We start from the raw sequence: 22,150 nt of genomic DNA on the forward strand, positions 1-22,150 counted from the left end.
TTATACATTAGAGAGAAACATTGAAGGAGGTTAAAGGTGTGAGCTCTGTTACACAGAAAAAGGGCTTTGGAGCACATGTATGGGACTATTTAACAACGGTCGATCATAAAAAGATCGCAATCATGTATTTAGCAGCCGGTACTCTGTTCTTCGCAATTGCAGGTTTTGAAGCGTTACTGATGCGTATTCAATTAATGTTCCCTGAAAGTACATTCATTTCTGCAGGCCTATTTAACGAACTATTAACGATGCACGGCACAACGATGCTATTCTTAGCAGCAACACCAATAATATTTGCCTTTATGAATGCGGTCGTACCACTTCAAATTGGTGCACGTGACGTTGCATTCCCGTTTTTAAACTCATTAGGTTTTTGGCTATTCTTTATTGGTGCAGTATTCCTTCACCTTTCATTCTTTTTAGGTGGGGCACCTGATGCAGGTTGGACTTCTTATGCATCATTATCTTTATATTCACCGGGCCATGGTATTGACTTCTATATTCTTGGTCTGCAAATTTCGGGTGCAGGTACGCTGATTTCAGGTATTAACTTCATCGTAACAATCATTACGATGCGTGCGCCGGGTATGACGTTCATGCGTATGCCTTTATTTACTTGGACAACTTTAGTAGCAAGTTCACTAATTTTATTCGCATTCCCTCCACTTACTGGCGGATTGTTCTTAATGTTAGTTGACCGTATGTTTGGGGCAAATTTCTTTGATCATACAATGGGTGGTAATACAATTATTTGGGAGCACTTATTCTGGATTTTCGGTCACCCTGAAGTATACATTTTAGTATTGCCGGCATTCGGTTTATTCTCGGAAATTATTCCGGTTTTCGCTCGTAAGCGTTTGTTCGGATACTCATCAATGGTATTCGCTACGATTTTAATCGGTTTCCTAGGGTTCATGGTATGGGCCCACCACATGTTCACGGTTGGTTTAGGTGCTACTGCGAACGCAATTTTCGCTGTTGCAACAATGGCGATCGCTGTTCCGACAGGGATGAAAGTATTCAACTGGATTCTGACAATTTGGGGCGGTTCGATTAAAGTTACGGTTCCGATGCTTTATGCACTTGGATTTATCCCGTCATTCGTTGCGGGAGGGGTTACAGGGGTAATGCAGGCAACTGCACCACTTGACTACCAGCTTCATGATTCCTACTTTATCGTTGCGCATTTCCACTACGTAATCGTAGGTGGTATCGTTACAGGATTATTCGGGTCAGCGCATTTCTACTGGCCGATTATGTTTAACCGTGCATTAAATCCTAAACTGGGAATGATTACTTTCTGGATGTTCTTTATCGGATTCCATTTAACATTCTTCATCCAGCATTTCTTAGGATTAATGGGTATGCCACGTCGTGTATTCACTTACATGGAAGGGCAAGGTTGGGATGCATTCAACTTTATCTCGTCAATCGGTGCTATTATGATGGGAATCGGGGTAGTATTATTAGTAATCGATGCAATATTATCGATTAAATCTGAACCGGTTAACCGTCGTGATTACTGGGGCGATGGCCGTTCACTTGAGTGGGCGCTTGAAACACCGCTGCCATTCTATAACTTTAAACAAACACCACTTATTCGTGGTTACGATCCTTATTGGATTGAAAAAGAAGAAGGCAACAAAGAAGGTATGGTTTATGCTGAGCCATTAGGTGAAATTCATATGCCAAACAATTCAATATTGCCATTCATTATGTCAATCGGAATGATGATTGCCGCATTTGGTGCTCTATACAGCCCATGGGGAGATCAAGTTCAGGCTGGTACAGCTACAGGTACAACACCTGCCATCTCTTTAGCATTGATGATCGGTGGTCTTGGATTAACAATTGCATGTATGATCATTCGTTCGTTTAAAGACGATTTAGGATTCCATGTGACAGTTCCGGAAATTGAACAAGTGGAAGCGGATTTAGCTCACTACCGTGCAACAGGTAATAAAGGGGGTATCAAGTAATGGATCTTAATCAAAAATTTACTCCACAAACTTGGCCGAAACACCCTGAACAAGCTACTTTAGAAGGGAAAAACAAGTTAGTTGGACTTTGGATTTTCCTGGCATCGGATACAGTATTATTCGCGAGTGTATTTGCTACATATATCGCGCTTAAAGATAGCGGTCCGGCAGGGATGGAATTTTCGGCAAAGGGACTTTATGAATTACCGTTGGCGTTTGTGATGACAATGTTATTATTAACATCTTCATTAACATCTGTATATGCGATGTACCATATGAGAAACTTTAACTATTCCGGTGTTCGTACATGGATGGGGATTACAGTTTTATTAGGTCTGGGCTTCCTGGCATTGGAAATCTATGAATTCCAGCACTATGTACACATCGGGTTTGGTTATACACAATCGGCGTTCTCTTCTGCGTTCTTTACGCTGGTAGGGATGCACGGTCTGCATGTAATTATCGGGTTAGTATGGATTACAGGATTAATCATCCGCAATAGTGGCCGTGGGTTGAACTTATACAACGCACCGAAGTTCTTTGCAGCTTCACTGTACTGGCACTTCATTGACGTTGTTTGGGTATTCATTTTCACGGTAGTCTATCTGATGGGAGTGGTTGGATAAATGGGACACGAAACTCATGTAGAAGTACGTACTCAGGCACAATTCGAATATGACCGAGAACATGCCAAAGCGCATATGCGTAAACAAGTAGTAAACTTTGCGATCATGATTTTCCTGACTTTTATCGCATTTGCCGCTGTACTGGCTGACTTTGCTCCAACATTTATCATTCCGATTATTTTATTATTGGCTGGAGTACAAGTAGTGCTGCAACTTTATGCTTTTATGCACTTGGAAGATCGCACGACACATATGGTTGGTGTAATTGAGTTCTTCATCTGGAGTGCAGCCTTCATCGCGTTCACGTTCTTCCTGGCGTTTACGACAATTATTTGGTGGGGTTAATCGCATAACAAATGACGTCCTTAGCAGATGCTGGGGACGTTTTTTGTTTTCGAGCTCAGTTGCAAGTAAGATAGATTCAGGTACATAAAAATTAAGGAAACTTTTTAAGTTAAACACACTTATTTAGAAGGGAAAGTTGACTCTGCTTCATTTTAAGTATTGGACAAACTAACCTGTATAGAAAATACATGTTTGATTCAAGCAATTGTCATAGTTCTTTCATTGAAGTTGGAGAAATTGCCATCTATAATAAAACTACTGATGTTTAAAGGAGCATGGTCATATGCCAATAAGTATATTCGGTTTTCAAGCATTATGGAGCCCATATTTACTCGGGTGTTTACTACTCGTAACGGCTTTTTATTTTTTACTGACCGTTACATGGCGTGAAAAGTTTAAAGTGAGTGAACCATTAAAGAATAGTGAAGCGGCTTATTTTATACTGGGGATTATTTCTTTTTATATTATTAAAGGATCTCCAATTGATTTGCTTGGTCATATTATGTTTACGATGCATATGACGCAAATGGCATTTTTATTATTATTAGTGCCGATATTCTTTATAAAAGGAATTCCATGGTGGGTTTGGAAAGTAGTTGTGGAAGCACCGGTTATGCGGACAATTTTTGCTGTTTTCACAAAACCGCTCGTTTCTATCATCTTCTTTATCGGCTTGTTTTCGGTCTACCATTTACCATCCGTATTTGACACGATTAAATTAAATGAAATATACCATCTGGCTTATACAGCAATTTTATTTATTTCTGCAATTTTTATGTACTGGCCATTATTGAATAATGTTGAGGGTCAGCATGAAATGAAGAATATGACTAAATTGGCGTATATTGCCTCGAACGCAGTTTTGATAACACCGGCCTGTGCGCTTATTATATTTGCTTCGAGCCCAATGTACGGTACATACAGTGATGGTGACATGTGGCTGAAGGCGATGGAATTATGTGTCCCTTCTTCAACGTTGTCCGGACTTACTTTATCCGGTCCCGAGCTGTTCTCAAGTATGGATTTATTGAGCGATCAGCAAGTTGGCGGCGTTTTGATGAAAATCATCCAGGAAATTATATTTGGGGTTATTTTATTTAAAATTTTCCGTAAGTGGTGGAATACAGAGCGTTCAAATCAGCAGGAAATTACAGATAATGCTTTAAAAGAGTTTCAAAATAGAACGCAGTACTAATAAGATGTTAAACTGTGAACAATTGGAGCAATCAACATAGTAATGTTGTTCATCTTGATAGATTAAGTAAGAATGGAGATTTTAAAATGAATTTACCTATATTACCCACTATAAGCACGACGTTTATTGTCCTTAGTGCAGTGCTCGTAGCAATTGGATGGGTATTGATTGCAAAGAGAAATGTGGAAGCACATAGAAAAGTAATGTTGGCAGCGGGTGTATCGGCACTGGCATTCTTTATCATTTATGTATCACGTACTGTCTTCATTGGTAATACAGCCTTTGGTGGACCGGATGAGCTGAAAATATATTACACAGTCTTTTTAGTTTTCCATATAACATTGGCGACAGTTGGGGCGGTATTCGGTTTGACAAGTATAATTTCAGGACTTAAATCCAAGCTGAAATTACACCGCAAAATTGGTGCGATTACAAGTATAATTTGGTTCTTCGTAGCGATTACCGGGGTTATTGTGTATTCACTGCTTTACATTATTTATGAGGGCGGCGAAACAACGTCTGTTTTTAAAGCAATTTTAGGATTTTAAATTTGAAGGCTTCCTATACTTTGATATAGGGAGCTTTTTTGGCAAATAAAAAAAGCTGGGTTGGATTGCCAGCTTTTAAAGGGATTAAATACCGTATGCTGAAAGCTCTCTGCGAACATCTGCCAGTACTTTTTCACATTCTTTTACAAGATGTCCCGGGAATACTTCATCTGTGTATTCAACACCGTGTGGATAATAGTATTTTCCAATTGCAGGTTTGTTGATGTTTAAAGTTGCATTATGTGCACCTACATCACCAGATACTGCATTACAAAAAACACGTAAATAGAAACGACCTTCACGTACATCATAGCAACGGTCAAATGTCATACGGTCATAGTCCCATGCACCGTGGCATTCTAAACCGAATTTGCCCATTACTGTCGTTAAAACTTCTTGATCAACTTTAACATGTTCGAGTTGTGTGTTTTCAAAATACATTTCTATATCCTCCCTTTGCCTATCGTACATAAGTTTACGGTCAATTCTAATAATAGAACAAAATGGTAATTGATGCAATGACAACATTGTGTCATAGAGTCCAAAATTGGTATAATTATACTAACTGAAAAAAGTGTTGGAGGATTTTAATGAAAGTTTTATTTCGCATATTGATTATTGCAACTTGTATCGGGATTGTCGTTTATTATTCAAATGAAGAGTCCTCTCAAACCGAATTATTGGAAGGCCCACCGAGCATTACGAAACCGGTAATCGAACTGGAACCTTCCCTACCAACTGAACAGTACCTTCCGCGACCAGCTACAGGTATTTCCACATTAATTGGAAAAACATCAAAGGAAGTATTGGAAACATATAGTACTCCGAAGCGAATCGATCCATCGGAATACGGGTATGAATGGTGGATCTATGATACTGATACTGGACTGATAATGGTCAGTATAAAGGAAGATCGTGTAAATCAGATTTATACAAATAATAATAAATTCGATATTGAACCTTTTGTAATCGGAGAGCCTTTGGATGATATTTATCGTACGACAGTGCTGGGGCAGGAAATAACGGTCGAACTCGCTGATAATATTTATATATTTGCAATGAATGAACAAGATTTACATGATCGCATTTTAGTGAAATACGATAATCTATATGCGCAATTATACATAGATCATGAAACGAATCAGCTTTACAGTGTCCGTTTTCTGGATGGGGAAACGCTTGTTTTACATAAGCCGTATGAGATGCAGTTTATAGGGGAGCTTTATGAAGCAAGTACACCGTCAAGCTATATGCAAATTGATATTAATTTGGCCAACAGGAGACAATTGACGGATTTGGCAAATTCCTTACGGATGCAATATGAATTGCCGTCTTTACTTCCTTCAGATACGCTCGCTTCATTGGCGGATTATAATAGTGAACATATGTTTTTGGGAATGATGGATTCTCAAGTGACAGATAATGAATATAAGATTGAAGAACAGTTGAATGAAGGACAGCAGAATTATGAGCGGCATGGAGTCAATGTGGCAACTAATTATAAAGATGCCATTGAGGTTATTCATGGCTGGATAAACTCGAAAGAACACAGGACATTGCTTATGGATGAGGAATTTACGCATATCGGTTCTGGAGCTTTTATGAATTACTATACACAACTGTATGTAAAGCAAAAATAAAAATAAATTGAAAATTAAACGCTGCGAAATGTAGCGTTTTTTTTTTGTCTTCATAAAGTATGGTAAGGAGTGAAACCGTGCAAATTGGAGAATTGATTAAAGATTGGCCGTGCACTATGAAGGGCTCCATTAGAGTGGAAATAAGAAGAGTGGAAGACGATGCGAATCTTATTTTGCCTGGAGATGCTTTTATTGCCAGGAAAGGAAATAAGTCGAGCGGTATTTCGTATATTGATAGCGCTTTGGAAAAGGGCGCAGCAGCAATTATAGTAGATGATGAAAATTACTTTAATGAAGCGGATTTACCTGTACCGATTATTTGGGTACCGAACTGTTTAAGTTTTATCGCCTATGCAAGTGCAAAAATTTATAATTTCCCCGCAGAGGCATTAACCGTTATCGGGGTAACTGGAACAAACGGCAAAACAACTGTTACGCATTTTATCGGACAAATTTTAAACCGGTTGGATAAGCGCGTTATGGTAATCGGTACGAATGGTGTTTTTATCGACCGTGAAAAATGTTATCCGGAAATGGAAGCATTGACAACTTTACAGGCGAAAAACATACAATTTTTATTTAAGGAAGCAATCCGTCTTGATGTACCATACGTTGTGCTGGAAGCTTCATCCATTGGTCTAGAAAAGCACCGCCTGGATCATTGTGATATCGATATCGGAATTTTTTTGAATGTGACAGAAGACCATATTGAAGATCATGGCAGTTTCGAACGCTATAAACTATCCAAACAGATTTTATCGACCTTGGCTAAAAAGAATATTATAAACAGTGATGACAGTGTCTGTCGTTCCATCGGTTTGGCGACAAAAGGCAAACGGATTTTTTTCGGCAAGGGAAGCCATGTCGATTACTTTTTCCAAACGCTGGTTGATGGACCGGCATCAACGACTTGCTGTATTCAGCATAAAAAAGAGAAGCATATAGTGAATATCCCGTTGGTGGGAGACTATCAATGCAGCAATGTCCTTGCAGCAGTTAGCTGTGTTGCACAGCTTGATTTTCCGTTAAGTGACATATGCAATACAATAGGAAATCTAGAGTTGCCGGAAGGTCGGTTTGAACATGTGAAAAACCAGTTAGGCTTATCGATCATCGTCGATTATGCCCATACACCGGATGCCATGAAAATGATTTTGCAGACACTGAAAAAACATACGAAGCGCCGGTTGATTGTCATGTTCAGTTGCGGGGGTAACCGAGACAAAGCCAAACGGCCTAAAATGGGAATGATCGCATCGATTTATGCGGATTATATTATTTTAACGACAGACAATGCGCGCAATGAAAGCCCGCAGCAAATCAATAAGCAGATACGTGAAGGCTTTTCTTCTACACAGGAGTATATCGAATGTCTCAACCGAAAAGAAGCGATTGAGCATGCACTTAATTATGCGGAAGAAGGCGATACAATCGTGCTGCTAGGAAAAGGTCATGAAAAAACACAGCAAATTGGAGACAAACAAAAATATTTTTCCGATTTAGTATTTGTTCGGGAAATGGTAAGACAATTGGAAAAGCGTCGGTTGAACAATCATTGATTTTCCCTTCAATTCTGTTATGATAAAGTGAGATTGGAGGAATAAAAAAATGCTCATGACTTCTGATTGGGTTTTTATTTTAGACGAGGTCGATGAATTAAATGCGATGATCCTTTCCTCTGAACAAGCCGAAAAACTTCGTCTTGCGAAAAAGGCAGTCTACGAGGATGCGGAATTAAGCGCACAAATTATGGCCTTTCAACGATTAAAAGACCAATATGAGGATGTACAACGCTTTGGCAAATATCATCCTGATTACAATATAATTATGAAAAAAATTCGAACAGAAAAGCGTCTGATCGATATGAATGAACAAATTGCGGCACTGAAGGTGGCGGAAAATGATTTTCAGGATCTGCTTGATGAAATCAGCCTGCTTATCGGCCATTCCGTTTCGGAAGCTGTAAAAGTTCCGGTAAGCAATCCGTTTTTTGCGAGCAGTTCTTCCTGCGGCAGCGGATGCGGTACAGGCGGCGGTTGTTCTTGTTCAGCGTAATAAAACAAAAAGCTCCCGAAATTTTCGGGAGCTTTTATTGTTATTGCGAGACCTTTTGGATGAGTACTTCTGCGATATCCGGACGGTTTGTTACGATACCCATTGCCCCTTGTCGGATGACACGGTTCATTGTTACGAGATCATCAATGTCGCTGTAGATCGTCGGTACATTAAGTTCTGATAAAAACTTAACAAAGCGCGGAGAATCATAATTGAAAACCCCTTGTTTTAATGGGACGATGAACAAGTCTACCTTTGGATGATACAGATGACCGAATTGACTTGTAAATGAAGTCATCGCTTTTTTTATATCGCCTTCACCTGCACCGAGAGCGATGCGGTTTTGTGCATAAAGATTGAAGCGGTCGATTTGTTCGCTGTAAGGACTTGTAACGATTACTTGGTATTGAATATTCAATTCTTCGATTAAGCGCCATAGTTTAGAAGGCATTAAGCTGCCTTCATATGTGTCCGGGCTATCTTGAATGTTTACGATAAATAGTTTATCTGGATAAGTTTCGATTAATTGGCGTAATGTCACGGCCAGTATATGCTGTTCTCTGTAAGGGAAAGCACCTTCTAAATCTTCAAAGTTATAGCCGATATTGAGTTCTTTTAATTGTTCAAATGTAAAATCTTTGATAAAGCCAGAGCCATTTGTTGTGCGGTCTACCGTTGCATCATGAAAAGCGATAATTTCTTCATCTTTTGAAAGGCGGACACTTACTGTAAAGCCATCCACACCGATTTCCGCTGCTCGTTCAAATGCAAGTAACGAATGTTCAGGTGCCAGACCCGCGCCTCCATGTTGTGCGATAATAATTGGACGTTCAAATTGTAATGCTTCTTTTGATTCACGCTTTTGCGGCTTTGAAATCGCTTTTGTTCCTGCCCATGCCGCCGCACTAGCCGCCGCGATTGCTAAAGCTACTTTAGTTTTCTTACCCATTAAATTCGTCCTCCTCTAACCGTACATTGTTTCGTTGAAAGCTATGTGCAATAAATGAGTTTAAAAAGCTTGAAATAGTATGAAGTGCATATCTCACTCTACTATTTTCCATTATAACGGAAAAGAAGTGTAACTGTCTAAACTCTGTTGCTAACAATTTGCACATTTGGTATGCTTTTAGTGAAAAAGACGGCTTGAAACTGAAGGAATTTAAAGTGAATTGTTGCATGTATTAGCTGAATATAAATTTTTTTGAAGAAACGGGGAGTTTTCCATGAATGAAAGACAAGGTTTAATTATATATGTTCATCAATTAAAACATGCGAAGTCGTTAAGGAAATATGGTCACGTAAATTTCATCTCCAGGAGATTAAAATATGTTGTGATTTATTGTAATCGAGACGAAATCGAAACATTGAAAAATAAAATACAACGCCTTCCATTTGTGAAAGACGTTGTTGAATCATACCGTCCATTTGTTAAAAATGAATTTGAAAATGCGAAGCCGGATAAGGCAAAAGAATACGATTACAAAATCGGATTATAATTTGTTCTTACTGCATCGGTGGTATGTAACGGTTTAATCTCAAAATCCCAATTAGGTATTGATAATATTGATTTTTTTCCGAAAAAACAGATGAGTGTTTAATTTCAAGAATGTTTTCTTGCTGCTTAACATCTTGAACCGTTTGTTTAAATATCTCAATTCGCTTTGACAGTTTTTCCTCGCTATACGGAATCCCTTCGCGGCAAATATATATTGGCATGAATTTGCTTTCACCTGATGGTTTAAAAGCCACGGCTAATGAAGCGACTGAATTGCCATCATGAGTTGCAGTGAAAATAAATGCGTTATGGAATCGATGCTCATTTGTTTTGACCAGTTCGCAAAGCTCATATATATCGCCATAGCCTTGACCGAGTTCGATAAATTGTTGAATCATTTTTTTAGCACATCCTTTCTTTATAATAGTAACATGATGCAGGAGGTCAGGCACTTGAAAATTGCCGTTAGTATTTTTTCATTTTTAACGATACTAATCGGAACTATACTTTTTATGCAGTTCCAAGTTTATTCGGATGAAGTGGACTCAACAGAAAAAGGCTATCGTTATTCTCAGGAAATTGAAATTGTATACCGTGGCGAAAGCTTGGATATTCGCCAGCATTTCAAAAATTTACCGAAAGAAGAACTGATGATTGAATGGCCTAAAGCTTCCATTAATCCAGATTGTTTTATAGAAAATGAACATAGCTGTGCACGCTTGAGCGAAGACTCCACAAAATTTGAAGCCGGGGAAACGCAGGCACAATCGATTTCCTATGTCATTCCATTAAAAAACGGCTTACAGTCTCGTAAGCTTATGAAAAATGTTTTGGCGACGTTAAAAAACGGCGATGTCCAGTTTTCTACGGTACATATTTCCACAGATAAAGACGTGAAAGGTCAGTGGGTAACAGGTTTGCCGTTAATCGGTGAGCAAAATTTATCACTTGTCAACTATTCAATGTTTAGTGGGGAAGGCCCGGTGAAAGATCTGTTTTGGCAAGATGGTGAATTTGCGCTGCAAAATGAAATGGGCGTTGTCTCGATTTATTCAGGAACCCCATTAAAGGCAGCATTTTATGAAAAGCTTGAAAAAGTCAACTTTATAAGCAATGAACATCTTGCAATCATTAACGGCACGAATTTAGATGATGCCGACGGGTTCCGCATGCTTTTTGTACCGAATGCAACAGTGGCAAAAGTGCAGCAAAATGTCCTGATTACACAACTTGATGCTCTCTATGATTTTGGTGACAGTCCGTATTGGCTGAAAGAATTAATGGCATCCTTTTTAACGGGTACTGTATTTGGCGGTGAGAAAACAAAAGAAGTCGCTGCAACAGTTACGGCCCAATTAACGGATGAGCAACTGACGGAGTGGCGAGAACGTTTACGTGCATTGGAAGGCAAAAGTATCAGCGGGGAACTACTGGACGAGGAGCTGTCTGAAGTATTGGGAGCTTCTACAAAATATATATCGTTGAATGCACAATCAGAAAAGTCCTATCCGTTTTTATTCAATGACCCGCGTAATCTGTATGTCAATTCCGAAAAGCAGCCTGCCGTTCAAGTCGTACTAAAAGATGGGGAAGTATTGTACGGAGCAGATTTGCTGCTTGAAACAATCGGGTATGATGTAAGTATAGGTGAACATGGTTATTATGCAGTTAGTGAAACACGCGAGTTCAGATTCCCGAATGAACCCGGTTTTTATGTATTTAATCAGCGCCGGTATGACGCGGTATCTTTACCGATCAAACAAGTTGCCGGCCAATATTTCATAGAGGAATCGTGGTTACAGCGTTTGTTTATAGTTGAAATTGAAAAAACGGAAGACCGAATCAATATTTCGGCTCCTTAAAAAAAGGACACGATTTTAGTAGGAAAGTTTGGTGGAAATTATGCGCGTTGTTGCAGGAGACAGAAAAGGGATGCCTTTAAAGGCGATTACAGGAAATACAACACGACCGACAACAGATAAAGTCAAAGAATCCATTTTCAATATGATCGGACCATTCTTTAATGGCGGATTGGCGGTTGATTTATTTGCCGGAAGTGGCGGGCTAGGTATCGAAACACTGAGCCGCGGGGCAGATCATGCGCTGTTTATCGAGAAAGATGCCCGTGCTTTCCAAGTGCTTCAGGAAAATATAAAAAAATGCCGTTATGAGGATGTTTCTGAACTTTTCCGTACCGATGCGATGCGAGCGGTGAAGGCTTTATTAAAAAGAGATATTGTCATTGACTATTTATTTTTGGATCCGCCCTATCACAAAAAAGAATATTATGATTTAGTCGAAACACTTGTTGAAGGCGGGAAGTTGGCGCAAGATGCCATCATTATGTGCGAACATTCAACAGAAGTTACATTGCCGAAAAACTACGGCCGCTTTAACTTAGTAAGACAAGAAGAATACGGCAGTACGATCATTTCTATTTATCGTCATGTAGAGGAAGAGGGAGAAATCGTTTGACAGAAAAAATCGCAGTAGTACCCGGAAGCTTTGATCCGATTACGAATGGTCATATTGACATCATTCGTCGGGCAGCCGATGTTTTTGACACAGTATATGTGGCAGTTTTAAATAACTCAGCAAAAAAACCATTGTTTTCAATTGAAGAACGCTCAGCCCTAATTAACGAAGCAACAAAAGATTTACCGAATATTCGAATCGAAACTTCTTCGGGATTACTGATCGATTATGCCCGTGAAAAGAAAGCGAAAGCCATCGTACGTGGTTTACGCGCCGTTTCCGACTTTGAATATGAAATGCAGATTACTTCAATGAACCGAGTACTTGATGAAAATATTGAAACATTTTTCATCATGTCAAAAAATCAGTATTCATTTTTAAGTTCAAGTATCGTCAAAGAAGTAGCCAAGTACGGCGGAAAAGTAAGCGAACTCGTACCAGCTCACGTTGAACAGGCACTAAACGAAAAATTTGCCAAATAAAGAAGAGCTTCTGTGAAGGATAACGCCCTTACACAGAAGCTTTTTTGGTATTCGCATTATTATTGTGGAATATATAGTTGCATAACACACCCTATAAAAAACCGGAGTTGATTGGAATGGAGGGCGGCAGACTCCCGCGGAAAGCGTCCGCCCGCAACGGAAATCAACGGACTTTATTAAAAAACTTTTTCTATAAAAACAGCAGGAAAAATAATATTGGAATGACGATGCTGTAAACAGCGCGTGTGAAAATATACGGACGAATCGCAATATTGGCTGAGCGGGCAATTACGATTACTTGCAGGTGAATACTTAAGCTTTGGGTCGTCAAGAATACAACCGTTAAAAATATGAGCATGTCGCCATACAGTTGCTGGTGAAGCAGATGTAACCCGTTCGTCACTTCAAGAAAGCTGGCAATTCCAATTTCTAAATAGGTAGGAATTGATTTGAAAACAACTTCGACACTATGTAGAAACACTTGGTAAATCGTTGTAAAAAAAATGATTGTTGTTGCTACAATTAATATTGTAGGAGCACTTTCCTTAATGCTGGACGTAAAAGGTGTCGGGTCTTTAGGTGCTTTATGCACTTCTTTTGAAAGCGGTGGAGAAAATTTATATACGGCAATCAATAAAATGAATGAAAAGCTATGTAATAAAATTAAATATTGCCAGCTGAATGTTGTAGAATTTAATAAATCGCTTCCGACAAAGCCGAATAAAAAAAGCGGGCTTGGACAATGGCAAATACCAAGCAAATAGGCAGCCTGCTGCTTTGTGATCGAATTACGTTTCACGAGTTGCGTAATTGTAGCAGCACCTGTAGGATACCCCCCGATTGCACTAATTCCGTAAGTTTGCAAAAAAACGATAAAGGGCGAATTGTTATAAGAATGCGTCAATTTTAAAAGCCATGTCGTCAATACTAAATACGGCAGTAAATATGGAAATAAAGCTTCCATAAATAGCGATACACCAATGTCTGCGCCTACATGTGTCATTTCCGGAAAAAATAATAATAAACTAATTAATGTTATACATAAAAGGATTGTCCAAATATTTTTCATCCTTTTCAATATTTTGTCATTCGCTCGTTCAAATGCTACACTAATTGTATGCAATTGATGTTTAAATTAGTATATCAACTAATCGGCATGCAATTTTTCGGGAACGAATTTTGACATGAAACCGTCTTATTATTTGTTGGTAAATAACAAAAATCAGTCCTGATCCACTGATGCCAATGCGAAATCGATTAATTATAGAGGAGTTTAAATGATGGGGAATAAAGGGAAAATAGCATTTGGCCTGTTTTTAGTGATATTAATGGGTTTGTCTTTCTATAGATTGGAATATTATATTACAAAACCGGGTGGTACATATAATGTAAGCGAATTTCTGGCGATTCAAAATGGGGATCAAGACGATGAAGGCTCGTTTTATATGACGACCGTTGCAATGGGGCAGGCAACTCCGTTAACTTATGCGATGGCATCCTTCGCGGATTATTATGATATTGTAAAATTAAAAGATGTACGCCAAGAGGAAGAGGATGACGAAGAGTATAATGTTCGTCAATTGAAATATATGACGGACTCCCAGTTTAATGCAACATATGTAGCGTTCAATCGAGCTGGTCTTGATTATCAGGTGACCTATAAAGGACTCTATGTATTGAATGTACTAGCAGAAGGTGCTGCAGACGGACATTTAACGCCGGGAGATGAAATTGTTGAAGTGGATAGTGAACGTATTGACAGTTTGGAAACGTTCCGTACGCTCATTGCACCGAAAGTTAAGGGAGATACGATTAATTTAGTTGTGAAACGTGATGGAAAGCTTATTGATGAAACGTTGAAGATTAAGGAAATTCCAGGTTCTGAAGGACGTTTCGGTATCGGGATCACCTATTCTGAAAGTAAATCGATCAAGACCGATCCGAAAGTGACTGTCAAAACAGAAGATATTGGGGGGCCGTCTGCCGGATTAATGTTTACATTGGAGCTGCTGAATCAGTTAGTCGATGAAGATTTAACAAAAGGCTATGAAATTGCAGGTACCGGTGAAATGCTGGAGGATGGAACGGTAGGCCGAATTGGCGGTATTGAGAAAAAAGTCGTTTCTGCAGATAAAGAAGGTGTCGATATTTTCTTTGCGCCTGATGATGAAATAACAGAAGAAATGCTTGAGTACAACCCAAGCATTACTTCGAATTATGAGGTGGCTGCCCAAACAGCAAAAGCGATTAATTCCGATATGAAAGTCATTCCTGTCAAAACAATCGATGATGCCCTGAATTATTTAAAACAACTACAACCGAAAAATTAATAGCGAATAGGCGGAGTTTTATAATCTTCGTCTATTTTTTTATTTGAAAATTGCTGAATGCCTAATTGGTACATCTGGGTCGCATGCAGATCAATCGACAATATTGGATCGCTGACAGCTGCAACTCGGCTGATGAGCGGCAGTGAAAGGGACTTTTTAATACTTGAAATATATTGCTGACCTGCTGATGTCATGCCCAATATCCGAATATATGTAGGGCTTGTATAGGCATGTAACTGTTCTTTCGTGACCCCTGTATAAATATGCGTCAGCATTCGCTGAAGTCTTGTCCATGTGTAACGCTTCGATTTTAAAGCATTCATAAATTCCGCAAAGTCCGAACTCATTCTTGCATATTTGATGAGTGAGTTTTCAAGCCCTTCTGATACGTCTGCATACTGTTTCAGTTGCTGTGGGGTATGTCTTAGTATCGCATACTGCAATAATGGCCAAAAGCTTTCCCAGCTTGCAAAACGCCCATGTTCTGCGTGCCATTGTACAAGTTGCTCAATACTTGCTTCTGGTAAATACTGTGTTACCTGTTCTAGTGACTGACCGTTAAACAACGCCTGACGAATCCCTGTAGCACTGGCAATTTCGCTGCTTGTATCAATTGCATCGTGATATCCTGCCGCTATTCGCTGAATGGTAGCAGGTTTCATAACGGTCTGAAACTGCTCTGTTGCTTCTACGTAATGAAAGCCTAATATATTATTTGGTTGCCCTAAATCAATGTATGCATTCGGGGAAAGTTGTTTAAGCTGTTCATATGCCGTAAAAAGTGCTTGCGGATAGCTTTTGCCTTGCTGAATTGTTTCTTTAATGATGGAGTTATAGAGCGTACGATTGCTATCGATTAATTGAAATGTGTTGAGAAACGGCGTGATGCTTCCTTGTTCGCTCCCGAATGCCAATGTCGTGCACTGCATTGCTTCCAATAGTTGTACAGCACCTGAAGCAAAACCAGTTGCCTGAGCGGTACTGAAAATATAAGGAAGTTCGATTACGACGTCAACTCCGCTTGCGAGTGCCATTTTTGTCCGATGCCATTTGTCGACGAGAGCCGGTTCTCCCCGCTGTAAAAATTGACCGCTCATAACAGCAACCGCAACATCACTGTTCGTTGTGCGTTTTGCTTCGTTTACGTGATGCAGATGGCCATTATGGAACGGATTATATTCAACAATTATACCGACGGCTTGCATAAACTTCCCCCTTACGCTAAAATAGTTTTTTGTTCGCATCAATGCGTTCGAAATGAATGTATCTTTGCGATATGTTAGAATTAATTTGATTATAAGCACGTTTTGTAATAGTGACAAGAAATTATCTTGACATCTTTTTTTATGGGCTATATAATAAACAGTGTTGTCTCGAGGTGATTAACGAATGAAATGGTCAATTCATCAATTATCAAAGTTTCGAAAAGACGGAATGCCGATTGATACAGTAGTTCAGTTGGATGAAGTAAAAAATCGTAACACCGATATACGTAACGTTTCACCCGTTCATGTAAAAGGGCTTTGTACTTTTGGTGCATCGCAAATGACTTGTCAATTAACGATTAGCACTACATTGACGCTTCCATGTGCACGCACGTGGGAAGATGTTGAATATCCTGTGAACATTGAAACGGTAGAAGTTTTCAGCTGGACCGATGAGAGAAATCGCGGGAATGTTGAGGGCGATATCCATTATGTTGATGGTGACGTTGTTGATATGAAACCAGTCCTGGAAGAATTAATTCTTCTGGAAGTACCGATGCAAGTATTCAAAGAGAATACCGAAGGACAAGTGCATGGCGGTAAAGGCTGGGACTATTCAACGGATGAAGATGTAGAAAAAGCTAAGGAAGTTGACGAACCAAAATTGGATCCAAGACTGGCTGCTTTAGCTAAGTATTTTGATCAAACAGATGAATAAATATCTGTAAGGAGGTGCCATCAATGGCTGTACCATTTAGAAGAACTTCTAAAACTGCAAAAAGAAAGCGTCGTACGCATTTCAAATTATCTGTACCTGGTATGGTAGCTTGCCCAAACTGTGGAGAAGCTAAACTATCTCACCGTGTTTGCAAAGCTTGCGGACAATACAAAGGTAAAGAAGTAGTAGCGAAATAATTCAGTATTTACGCTATATAAAGACTAGTTAAGAGACCATGGCTCTTAACTAGTCTTTTTTCTGTTTTTACATAGAAGCATTGTCAAAACAATAGCGCTCAACTATTATTAGAATAGTTTGATATATTGAAATAATTACTAAAGGGGATGGGGAAGTGGATTATTTAATTCAGAATGAAGATGGGATTCTAACATTTACAATTAATCGCGAAGAAAAACGAAATGCCATAAACTATGCGGTGATGGATGGTTTAAAGGAAGTAATTACGTACATAAAAGAACATGATGATGTGCGCTTTTTAGTTATTACAGGTGCAGGGGAAAAGTCATTTTGCTCGGGCGGGGACTTGTCGGAGTTTCATAGTCTGGAAACAGAAGAAGAGGCATTTGGCATGCTGAGTAAAATGGGGCATATTTTATATGATTTAGCGACATTGCCCGTACCGACAATTGCATTAATTAATGGAACGGCTGTAGGCGGAGGTTGTGAAATTGCGACGGCTTGTGACTTCCGGCTGATGTCTTCACATGCAAAAGCCGGCTTCATCCAAGGGACACTGGCGATTACGTCCGGTTGGGGTGGCGGAACTTATTTATTTGAGCGGGGCCTGCGCCATGACCGTGCATTAAAAATGCTGGTCGACGCCAAGCCGTATGACGCGCAAACGTTATATGAGATCGGATGGGCGATGCGTGTGTATATTGAAGGGACGAAAGAGCAGGCTCTAGCAGATTTCATCGAGCATATGGCGAAAATCCATCCTTCTGTCCACCAGGCGTATAAAGAGATTGAATTAAGAAAATGGCGTGAGCGCAATATGTACGACCGTGTGATGGATGAAATAAAATTATGTGCCAAGCTGTGGGAATCCGAAGCTCATCACAAGGCAGTACAGAACTTTCTCGAGAAGAAAAAATAACTCGTTAACAGATTGCCTGGCTATATTTTAAGATTGTTGGTTGGGGTGGAGCGAATGCTAAGATCGTCACGTCCTGTGACAACGCATTCATGGCCAACATCGTGTTGGCCTCCGACCCGCAATAGAAATCAACTTCACCTAGTTACGATGAAAACTATTTTTATCGTAACTTTTTTTGTTTTTAAGTCTATTTTGTTCATCATGGCATATAGTAGTAAAAAATATGAGGTGGTGCAACTGTGGAGCAAAAAAGAAGGAAAGATCAGTGGACAATTGCAGACGATGAAAAGTTAGCTGAAATTGTGATTCAGACAGTTCAAAACGGACGTACACAACTAGAAGCTTTTGAGCAGGCAGCACAGGAGTTAAACCGGACGAAGCAAGCTTGCGGCTTTCGCTGGAATAAAACATTGCGGGCACAGTATGGACAGGTTTTGAATAGTGTCAGAAAGCGACCGAAGCAGTTGATGCGCAGTCACTTAAAATTGGCGTTATCTAGTTTTGAAGAGTTGACAGAAGCATATAACGAACTAGAAATGAAATATTCGGAACTGCAATCAGAATACGACAAAATTACAAAGTGGTTACAACAAGGGGTCGCATTAACAAAAGGGAAACCGAGTTAGAGAAATACCGGTTACAAATAGAAATAAAATAATTTTTCGAGAAAATAATTGTAATTAATTTTAAGGCTACTTACAATAGAAGTAGAAACATAGCGCAAGTAGCGCAAATATCTTCTAACAAGGGGGCCTTTTGCATGGCGGAAGTAAAAGCACAGATGGCAGGGACAGTATTCGAGGTAAGCGTTAAAGAAGGGGACAATGTGACAAAAGGGCAAACACTCATCATTTTGGAATCGATGAAAATGGAAATCCCGCATGAGGCGGAAGCGGATGGGACAGTAGCAAAAATTACTGTTGCTGAAGGAGATTTCGTTGAAGAGAATGATATTTTAGTAGAATTAGCTTAAGTGATGGAGGAACGATAATGACACAGCCTACTTATAACGAACACTTACAGCAAAAAATAGAACAAATATACGCAGGCGGGCAACCAAAATATCACGAAAAATTAAAAGAGTCGAATAAACTGTTTGTCCGGGATCGCTTGAAACTACTGTTTGATGATGGAGTTTATGAAGAAGATGCACGTTTTGCAAACTATGAAGCCGGAGATTTGCCTGCAGATGGCGTTGTAACAGCTATCGGGCAAATTGACGGGCAAACAGTTTGTGTTATGGCAAATGACTCTACTATCAAAGCCGGGTCATGGGGTTCGCGAACAGTTGAAAAAATTATCCGTATTCAGGAGACTGCGGAAAAGATGCAAGTACCGATGCTTTACTTAGTCGATTCTGCAGGGGCACGCATTACAGATCAGCTGGAAATGTTCCCGGGGCGACGAGGGGCAGGTCGTATTTTCCATAATCAGGTACGTATGAGCGGGATGATTCCTCAAATATGTATTTTATTCGGTCCATCAGCTGCAGGAGGTGCCTATATACCGGCCTTTTGTGACATCGTTATTATGGTGGACGGAAATGCTTCAATGTACTTAGGATCACCGAGGATGGCTGAAAAAGTAATCGGTGAAAAGGTTTCGCTTGAGGAAATGGGCGGAGCGCGTATGCACTGTACCGTCAGCGGTTGTGGGGATGTATTGGCTGAAAATGAAGAACAGGCAATCCGTGAAGCGAGACGCTATATCAGTTATTTCCCTGCAAACTTCGCGGAATTTCCGCCAATAGATGAAACGAAGGAACCGGTAAACGGAAGAACACTGGAAGAGATTATTCCGGAGAATCAGAATGCGCCATTCGATATGTATGAATGTATCGAACAGCTGATAGATGAAGGCAGCTTTTTTGAAATTAAAAAGCTCTTTGCATCTGAACTGATCACAGGGCTTGCCCGCATTGATGGGCAAGTTGTAGGAATTATCGCCAATCAGCCGAAAGTAAAAGGCGGCGTATTGTTTATCGACTCTGCCGACAAAGCGGCGAAGTTTATTACGCTTTGTGATGCGTTCTCCATTCCGCTGTTATTCTTAGCGGATGTACCGGGCTTTATGATCGGCACAAAAGTGGAAAAGGCGGGGATTATTCGACATGGAGCAAAATTTATATCGGCGATGAGTTCGGCGACGGTGCCTAAAATTTCGGTTATCGTACGTAAAGCTTATGGAGCTGGTCTTTATGCGATGTGCGGACCGGCATTTGAACCGGATGCAGTCATTGCATTGCCGACTGCCCAAATAGCGGTAATGGGTCCGGAAGCGGCGGTAAATGCTGTTTATTCAAATAAAATCGAGGCGATTGAAGATCCGAAAGAGCGAATTCAGTTTGTGAAACAAAAAATCGCAGAGTACAAGGAAGAAATCGATTTATATAGACTGGCTTCCGAAATGGTAATTGATGATATTGTTGCACCAAATCAATTACGACATACATTAATTCAACGCTTTAATTACTATAATTCGAAACAAATTGTTTTACCATATCGAAAACATCCGGTATATCCAGTATAATAAATTTACCTAAAGGTCTGTCTTGAAGGCAGACCTTTTTAATTCGAAATAAATTTGAGGTATAATAAAATGCGAATTGAAATCATTGGTGCAGGCGCAGTTGGTTTATTAGTAGCAAGCTATTTTGCTGAAAAGGATATGGATGTGTACATTGTCGGGAAACAGACTGGGGAAACTATAAGCAGGGACATGCAGATTACTAGGACAAATGTGAATCAATCTGTTACTTCCGTCAATGTGAAATATATTTCGGCGCTGTCGAATGAAGCCAATTTAGTCATTGTAGCTGTAAAATATGGACAACTACATGAAGTGTATGCAAGTATGAAGCATGTAAAAGAATCTATTCCATTATTATTTCTGCAAAATGGTTTGGCACATTATGAGGAAGCACTTTCATTAAGTAAAGCCCATATTGCATTTAGTTCGATTCAATTCGGGGCTCTTAAACTGTCGCAGTATCATGTCGCCCATAGAGGGGAAGGTGTGATGAAGGTTGCTGTAGCAAAGGGAGATCGCGGCAAGTTTCATTTCCTGAACGAACTTTCTTTGTCCGAACTGCCGATTGTATTTGAATATGATGCCGAAACCATGCTGATGGAAAAAGCGCTGCTGAATTGCTTTATCAATCCGCTAACCGCGATTCTGCAAGTAAAAAACGGGCAGCTTATTACACAGAGCCATACATTGCAATTATTGAAAAATTTATATAACGAACTTATGGCTGCATTTCCGCAATTTAAAGAAACGTTCTCATTTGAACAAGTCGTAGCGCTTTGTGAAAGGACAGCGGAAAATACATCGTCTATGCTGGCGGATCGTCTTGCAAAACGCAAAACGGAGATTGATACAATTGCAGGAGCAATTTTGAAAAAAGCAGAACAAAATGGGAAGGAATTGCCTGTTTTGCAAACGCTATATTATTTAGTGAAAGCATTTGAAGAGAGCGGTGAACAAATGTGATATTATTTTTTCAATATTTGGTGGCAACAATTATTGTATGCCCGATTATTGCTTTTATCACTGTGCTGCTCATATGCCGTAAGCTGCGGATAAAAAAACATAAAGCGATTGGCTTGGCAGCGGATATTACAACATTTCTTATGTTTTTTTCGATACCGATTGCGTTACAAGGACTATGGAATATTGGTATATTAATGCCGATGCTTATTGGTGCACTCGTAATCGCGATTGTTTTTACATATGTTGATTGGCGAACGAAAAAAGAAATGGAAGTAAAGCCTTTATTGAAAAAGATTTGGCGGTTTTACTTTTTATTGTTCAGCATCACTTATTTTATAATTTGGATTGTCGGAATTACCCATTCAGTTATGATGTTTATGATGGTTGATTAGGTGGCTAAACTTTTCTTTTACTGTAAACTAGTATCCGGGAAAACATAAAGTTAGGC

26 protein-coding genes are annotated in these 22,150 nt (G+C 39.6%); 21 read left to right on the forward strand and 5 right to left on the reverse strand.

What is annotated here, in order from left to right; translation table 11 throughout:
• The first annotated feature begins 38 nt into the window (after window positions 1-38).
• The 5 genes from MKZ25_RS04220 (at window position 39) to MKZ25_RS04240 (ending at window position 4,693) form a co-directional block, all read left to right on the forward strand.
• Window positions 39-1,979 (forward strand): cytochrome c oxidase subunit I, encoded by a 1,941-nt coding sequence (locus MKZ25_RS04220; protein WP_340800292.1) that lies wholly within the window; start codon window positions 39-41, stop codon window positions 1,977-1,979.
• The gene (locus MKZ25_RS04225; RefSeq protein WP_340800293.1) at window positions 1,979-2,605 is read left to right on the forward strand and encodes a cytochrome (ubi)quinol oxidase subunit III; all 627 of its coding nucleotides are present in this window, start codon (window positions 1,979-1,981) and stop codon (window positions 2,603-2,605) included. The genes MKZ25_RS04220 and MKZ25_RS04225 overlap by 1 nt, the downstream gene beginning before the upstream one ends.
• Window positions 2,606-2,950, forward strand: coding sequence for a cytochrome C oxidase subunit IV family protein (locus MKZ25_RS04230; RefSeq protein ID WP_008403439.1), 345 nt, complete (start codon window positions 2,606-2,608; stop codon window positions 2,948-2,950).
• Window positions 2,951-3,233: 283 nt separating this feature from the next.
• Entirely contained in the window at window positions 3,234-4,145 is a 912-nt protein-coding gene (ctaG, locus tag MKZ25_RS04235) for a cytochrome c oxidase assembly factor CtaG (protein ID WP_340800295.1), read from the forward strand.
• A gap of 86 nt (window positions 4,146-4,231) precedes the next feature.
• Complete coding sequence (locus tag MKZ25_RS04240; protein WP_340800296.1) at window positions 4,232-4,693, forward strand: DUF420 domain-containing protein; 462 nt, start codon at window positions 4,232-4,234, stop codon at window positions 4,691-4,693.
• Window positions 4,694-4,777: 84 nt separating this feature from the next.
• Here MKZ25_RS04240 and MKZ25_RS04245 read toward each other — a convergent pair whose 3' ends face one another.
• Entirely contained in the window at window positions 4,778-5,134 is a 357-nt protein-coding gene (locus MKZ25_RS04245) for a YugN family protein (RefSeq protein ID WP_008403436.1), read from the reverse strand.
• A gap of 149 nt (window positions 5,135-5,283) precedes the next feature.
• Here MKZ25_RS04245 and MKZ25_RS04250 point away from each other — a divergent pair, with 149 nt between their 5' ends.
• From MKZ25_RS04250 to MKZ25_RS04260, 3 genes are read left to right on the forward strand one after another with little or no spacing between them, the layout of a single operon-like run.
• Complete coding sequence (locus MKZ25_RS04250; RefSeq protein WP_340800298.1) at window positions 5,284-6,333, forward strand: CAP domain-containing protein; 1,050 nt, start codon at window positions 5,284-5,286, stop codon at window positions 6,331-6,333.
• A 59-nt stretch (window positions 6,334-6,392) separates the two neighbouring features.
• On the forward strand, window positions 6,393-7,892 hold the full coding sequence (locus MKZ25_RS04255; protein WP_340800299.1) for a UDP-N-acetylmuramoyl-L-alanyl-D-glutamate--2,6-diaminopimelate ligase: 1,500 nt from the start codon (window positions 6,393-6,395) through the stop codon (window positions 7,890-7,892).
• A 49-nt stretch (window positions 7,893-7,941) separates the two neighbouring features.
• The gene (locus tag MKZ25_RS04260; protein WP_340800300.1) at window positions 7,942-8,388 is read left to right on the forward strand and encodes a YlbF family regulator; all 447 of its coding nucleotides are present in this window, start codon (window positions 7,942-7,944) and stop codon (window positions 8,386-8,388) included.
• 40 nt (window positions 8,389-8,428) lie between these two features.
• On the opposite strand, the gene MKZ25_RS04265 is transcribed toward MKZ25_RS04260, so the two are convergent.
• Window positions 8,429-9,337 (reverse strand): glycerophosphodiester phosphodiesterase family protein, encoded by a 909-nt coding sequence (locus MKZ25_RS04265; protein ID WP_340800302.1) that lies wholly within the window; start codon window positions 9,335-9,337, stop codon window positions 8,429-8,431.
• A 274-nt stretch (window positions 9,338-9,611) separates the two neighbouring features.
• On the opposite strand from MKZ25_RS04265, the gene MKZ25_RS04270 reads away from it, so the two are divergent.
• Window positions 9,612-9,884, forward strand: coding sequence for a YlbG family protein (locus MKZ25_RS04270; protein ID WP_008403430.1), 273 nt, complete (start codon window positions 9,612-9,614; stop codon window positions 9,882-9,884).
• A 7-nt stretch (window positions 9,885-9,891) separates the two neighbouring features.
• Here MKZ25_RS04270 and MKZ25_RS04275 read toward each other — a convergent pair whose 3' ends face one another.
• Window positions 9,892-10,281, reverse strand: coding sequence for a DUF7147 family protein (locus MKZ25_RS04275; protein ID WP_340800303.1), 390 nt, complete (start codon window positions 10,279-10,281; stop codon window positions 9,892-9,894).
• 54 nt (window positions 10,282-10,335) lie between these two features.
• On the opposite strand from MKZ25_RS04275, the gene MKZ25_RS04280 reads away from it, so the two are divergent.
• The 3 genes from MKZ25_RS04280 to coaD are packed head-to-tail and all read left to right on the forward strand — an operon-like array spanning window position 10,336 to window position 12,840.
• A complete protein-coding gene (locus tag MKZ25_RS04280; protein WP_340800305.1) occupies window positions 10,336-11,745 on the forward strand; it encodes an RNA polymerase II in 1,410 nt (469 codons plus the stop codon).
• 40 nt (window positions 11,746-11,785) lie between these two features.
• Window positions 11,786-12,358 carry a 16S rRNA (guanine(966)-N(2))-methyltransferase RsmD gene (gene rsmD / locus MKZ25_RS04285; RefSeq protein WP_340802972.1) on the forward strand — a complete coding sequence of 191 codons (573 nt, stop codon included), beginning with the start codon at window positions 11,786-11,788 and terminating at the stop codon, window positions 12,356-12,358.
• Window positions 12,355-12,840, forward strand: coding sequence for a pantetheine-phosphate adenylyltransferase (gene coaD, locus MKZ25_RS04290; RefSeq protein WP_340800307.1), 486 nt, complete (start codon window positions 12,355-12,357; stop codon window positions 12,838-12,840). The genes rsmD and coaD overlap by 4 nt, the downstream gene beginning before the upstream one ends.
• A 190-nt stretch (window positions 12,841-13,030) precedes the next feature.
• Here coaD and MKZ25_RS04295 read toward each other — a convergent pair whose 3' ends face one another.
• Window positions 13,031-13,909 (reverse strand): hypothetical protein, encoded by an 879-nt coding sequence (locus tag MKZ25_RS04295; protein ID WP_340800308.1) that lies wholly within the window; start codon window positions 13,907-13,909, stop codon window positions 13,031-13,033.
• Window positions 13,910-14,120: 211 nt separating this feature from the next.
• Here MKZ25_RS04295 and MKZ25_RS04300 point away from each other — a divergent pair, with 211 nt between their 5' ends.
• A complete protein-coding gene (locus MKZ25_RS04300; RefSeq protein ID WP_340800310.1) occupies window positions 14,121-15,170 on the forward strand; it encodes a SepM family pheromone-processing serine protease in 1,050 nt (349 codons plus the stop codon).
• Here the strand turns inward: MKZ25_RS04300 and MKZ25_RS04305 are convergent.
• Window positions 15,167-16,375: a nucleotidyltransferase gene (locus tag MKZ25_RS04305; protein ID WP_340800312.1), complete on the reverse strand. Its 1,209-nt coding sequence runs from the start codon at window positions 16,373-16,375 to the stop codon at window positions 15,167-15,169. The two genes, MKZ25_RS04300 and MKZ25_RS04305, sit on opposite strands and share 4 nt — an antisense overlap.
• A 184-nt stretch (window positions 16,376-16,559) precedes the next feature.
• Here MKZ25_RS04305 and MKZ25_RS04310 point away from each other — a divergent pair, with 184 nt between their 5' ends.
• From MKZ25_RS04310 to MKZ25_RS04345, 8 genes are all read left to right on the forward strand, one after another.
• Window positions 16,560-17,093: a YceD family protein gene (locus MKZ25_RS04310; RefSeq protein ID WP_340800313.1), complete on the forward strand. Its 534-nt coding sequence runs from the start codon at window positions 16,560-16,562 to the stop codon at window positions 17,091-17,093.
• A gap of 23 nt (window positions 17,094-17,116) precedes the next feature.
• On the forward strand, window positions 17,117-17,290 hold the full coding sequence (gene rpmF / locus MKZ25_RS04315; RefSeq protein WP_008403415.1) for a 50S ribosomal protein L32: 174 nt from the start codon (window positions 17,117-17,119) through the stop codon (window positions 17,288-17,290).
• Window positions 17,291-17,445: 155 nt separating this feature from the next.
• Window positions 17,446-18,210 (forward strand): enoyl-CoA hydratase/isomerase family protein, encoded by a 765-nt coding sequence (locus MKZ25_RS04320; RefSeq protein WP_340800314.1) that lies wholly within the window; start codon window positions 17,446-17,448, stop codon window positions 18,208-18,210.
• A gap of 239 nt (window positions 18,211-18,449) precedes the next feature.
• Window positions 18,450-18,836 (forward strand): transcriptional regulator, encoded by a 387-nt coding sequence (locus tag MKZ25_RS04325; RefSeq protein WP_339175443.1) that lies wholly within the window; start codon window positions 18,450-18,452, stop codon window positions 18,834-18,836.
• 134 nt (window positions 18,837-18,970) lie between these two features.
• Window positions 18,971-19,183: an acetyl-CoA carboxylase biotin carboxyl carrier protein subunit gene (locus tag MKZ25_RS04330; protein WP_340800315.1), complete on the forward strand. Its 213-nt coding sequence runs from the start codon at window positions 18,971-18,973 to the stop codon at window positions 19,181-19,183.
• A gap of 17 nt (window positions 19,184-19,200) precedes the next feature.
• Window positions 19,201-20,739, forward strand: coding sequence for an acyl-CoA carboxylase subunit beta (locus MKZ25_RS04335; protein ID WP_340800316.1), 1,539 nt, complete (start codon window positions 19,201-19,203; stop codon window positions 20,737-20,739).
• A gap of 69 nt (window positions 20,740-20,808) precedes the next feature.
• On the forward strand, window positions 20,809-21,702 hold the full coding sequence (locus tag MKZ25_RS04340) for a ketopantoate reductase family protein (RefSeq protein WP_340800317.1): 894 nt from the start codon (window positions 20,809-20,811) through the stop codon (window positions 21,700-21,702).
• Window positions 21,699-22,094 (forward strand): DUF3397 domain-containing protein, encoded by a 396-nt coding sequence (locus MKZ25_RS04345; protein ID WP_340800318.1) that lies wholly within the window; start codon window positions 21,699-21,701, stop codon window positions 22,092-22,094. The genes MKZ25_RS04340 and MKZ25_RS04345 overlap by 4 nt, the downstream gene beginning before the upstream one ends.
• Window positions 22,095-22,150: the final 56 nt, after the last annotated feature.

The organism is Solibacillus sp. FSL W7-1464 (assembly GCF_038004425.1).
Lineage (GTDB): Bacteria > Bacillota > Bacilli > Bacillales_A > Planococcaceae > Solibacillus.

Excerpts from the sequence above, each read along its gene's own strand:
- MKZ25_RS04225 (WP_340800293.1), top strand. The coding sequence starts at position 1,979 with ATGGATCTTAATCAAAAATTTACTCCACAAACTTGGCCGAAACACCCT.
- MKZ25_RS04230 (WP_008403439.1), top strand. The coding sequence starts at position 2,606 with ATGGGACACGAAACTCATGTAGAAGTACGTACTCAGGCACAATTCGAA.
- ctaG (WP_340800295.1), top strand. The coding sequence starts at position 3,234 with ATGCCAATAAGTATATTCGGTTTTCAAGCATTATGGAGCCCATATTTA.
- MKZ25_RS04240 (WP_340800296.1), top strand. The coding sequence starts at position 4,232 with ATGAATTTACCTATATTACCCACTATAAGCACGACGTTTATTGTCCTT.
- MKZ25_RS04245 (WP_008403436.1), bottom strand. The coding sequence starts at position 5,134 with ATGTATTTTGAAAACACACAACTCGAACATGTTAAAGTTGATCAAGAA.
- MKZ25_RS04250 (WP_340800298.1), top strand. The coding sequence starts at position 5,284 with ATGAAAGTTTTATTTCGCATATTGATTATTGCAACTTGTATCGGGATT.
- MKZ25_RS04255 (WP_340800299.1), top strand. The coding sequence starts at position 6,393 with ATGGTAAGGAGTGAAACCGTGCAAATTGGAGAATTGATTAAAGATTGG.
- MKZ25_RS04260 (WP_340800300.1), top strand. The coding sequence starts at position 7,942 with ATGCTCATGACTTCTGATTGGGTTTTTATTTTAGACGAGGTCGATGAA.
- MKZ25_RS04265 (WP_340800302.1), bottom strand. The coding sequence starts at position 9,337 with ATGGGTAAGAAAACTAAAGTAGCTTTAGCAATCGCGGCGGCTAGTGCG.
- MKZ25_RS04270 (WP_008403430.1), top strand. The coding sequence starts at position 9,612 with ATGAATGAAAGACAAGGTTTAATTATATATGTTCATCAATTAAAACAT.
- MKZ25_RS04275 (WP_340800303.1), bottom strand. The coding sequence starts at position 10,281 with ATGATTCAACAATTTATCGAACTCGGTCAAGGCTATGGCGATATATAT.
- rsmD (WP_340802972.1), top strand. The coding sequence starts at position 11,786 with ATGCGCGTTGTTGCAGGAGACAGAAAAGGGATGCCTTTAAAGGCGATT.
- MKZ25_RS04295 (WP_340800308.1), bottom strand. The coding sequence starts at position 13,909 with ATGAAAAATATTTGGACAATCCTTTTATGTATAACATTAATTAGTTTA.
- MKZ25_RS04300 (WP_340800310.1), top strand. The coding sequence starts at position 14,121 with ATGGGGAATAAAGGGAAAATAGCATTTGGCCTGTTTTTAGTGATATTA.
- MKZ25_RS04305 (WP_340800312.1), bottom strand. The coding sequence starts at position 16,375 with ATGCAAGCCGTCGGTATAATTGTTGAATATAATCCGTTCCATAATGGC.
- MKZ25_RS04310 (WP_340800313.1), top strand. The coding sequence starts at position 16,560 with ATGAAATGGTCAATTCATCAATTATCAAAGTTTCGAAAAGACGGAATG.
- rpmF (WP_008403415.1), top strand. The coding sequence starts at position 17,117 with ATGGCTGTACCATTTAGAAGAACTTCTAAAACTGCAAAAAGAAAGCGT.
- MKZ25_RS04330 (WP_340800315.1), top strand. The coding sequence starts at position 18,971 with ATGGCGGAAGTAAAAGCACAGATGGCAGGGACAGTATTCGAGGTAAGC.
- MKZ25_RS04335 (WP_340800316.1), top strand. The coding sequence starts at position 19,201 with ATGACACAGCCTACTTATAACGAACACTTACAGCAAAAAATAGAACAA.
- MKZ25_RS04340 (WP_340800317.1), top strand. The coding sequence starts at position 20,809 with ATGCGAATTGAAATCATTGGTGCAGGCGCAGTTGGTTTATTAGTAGCA.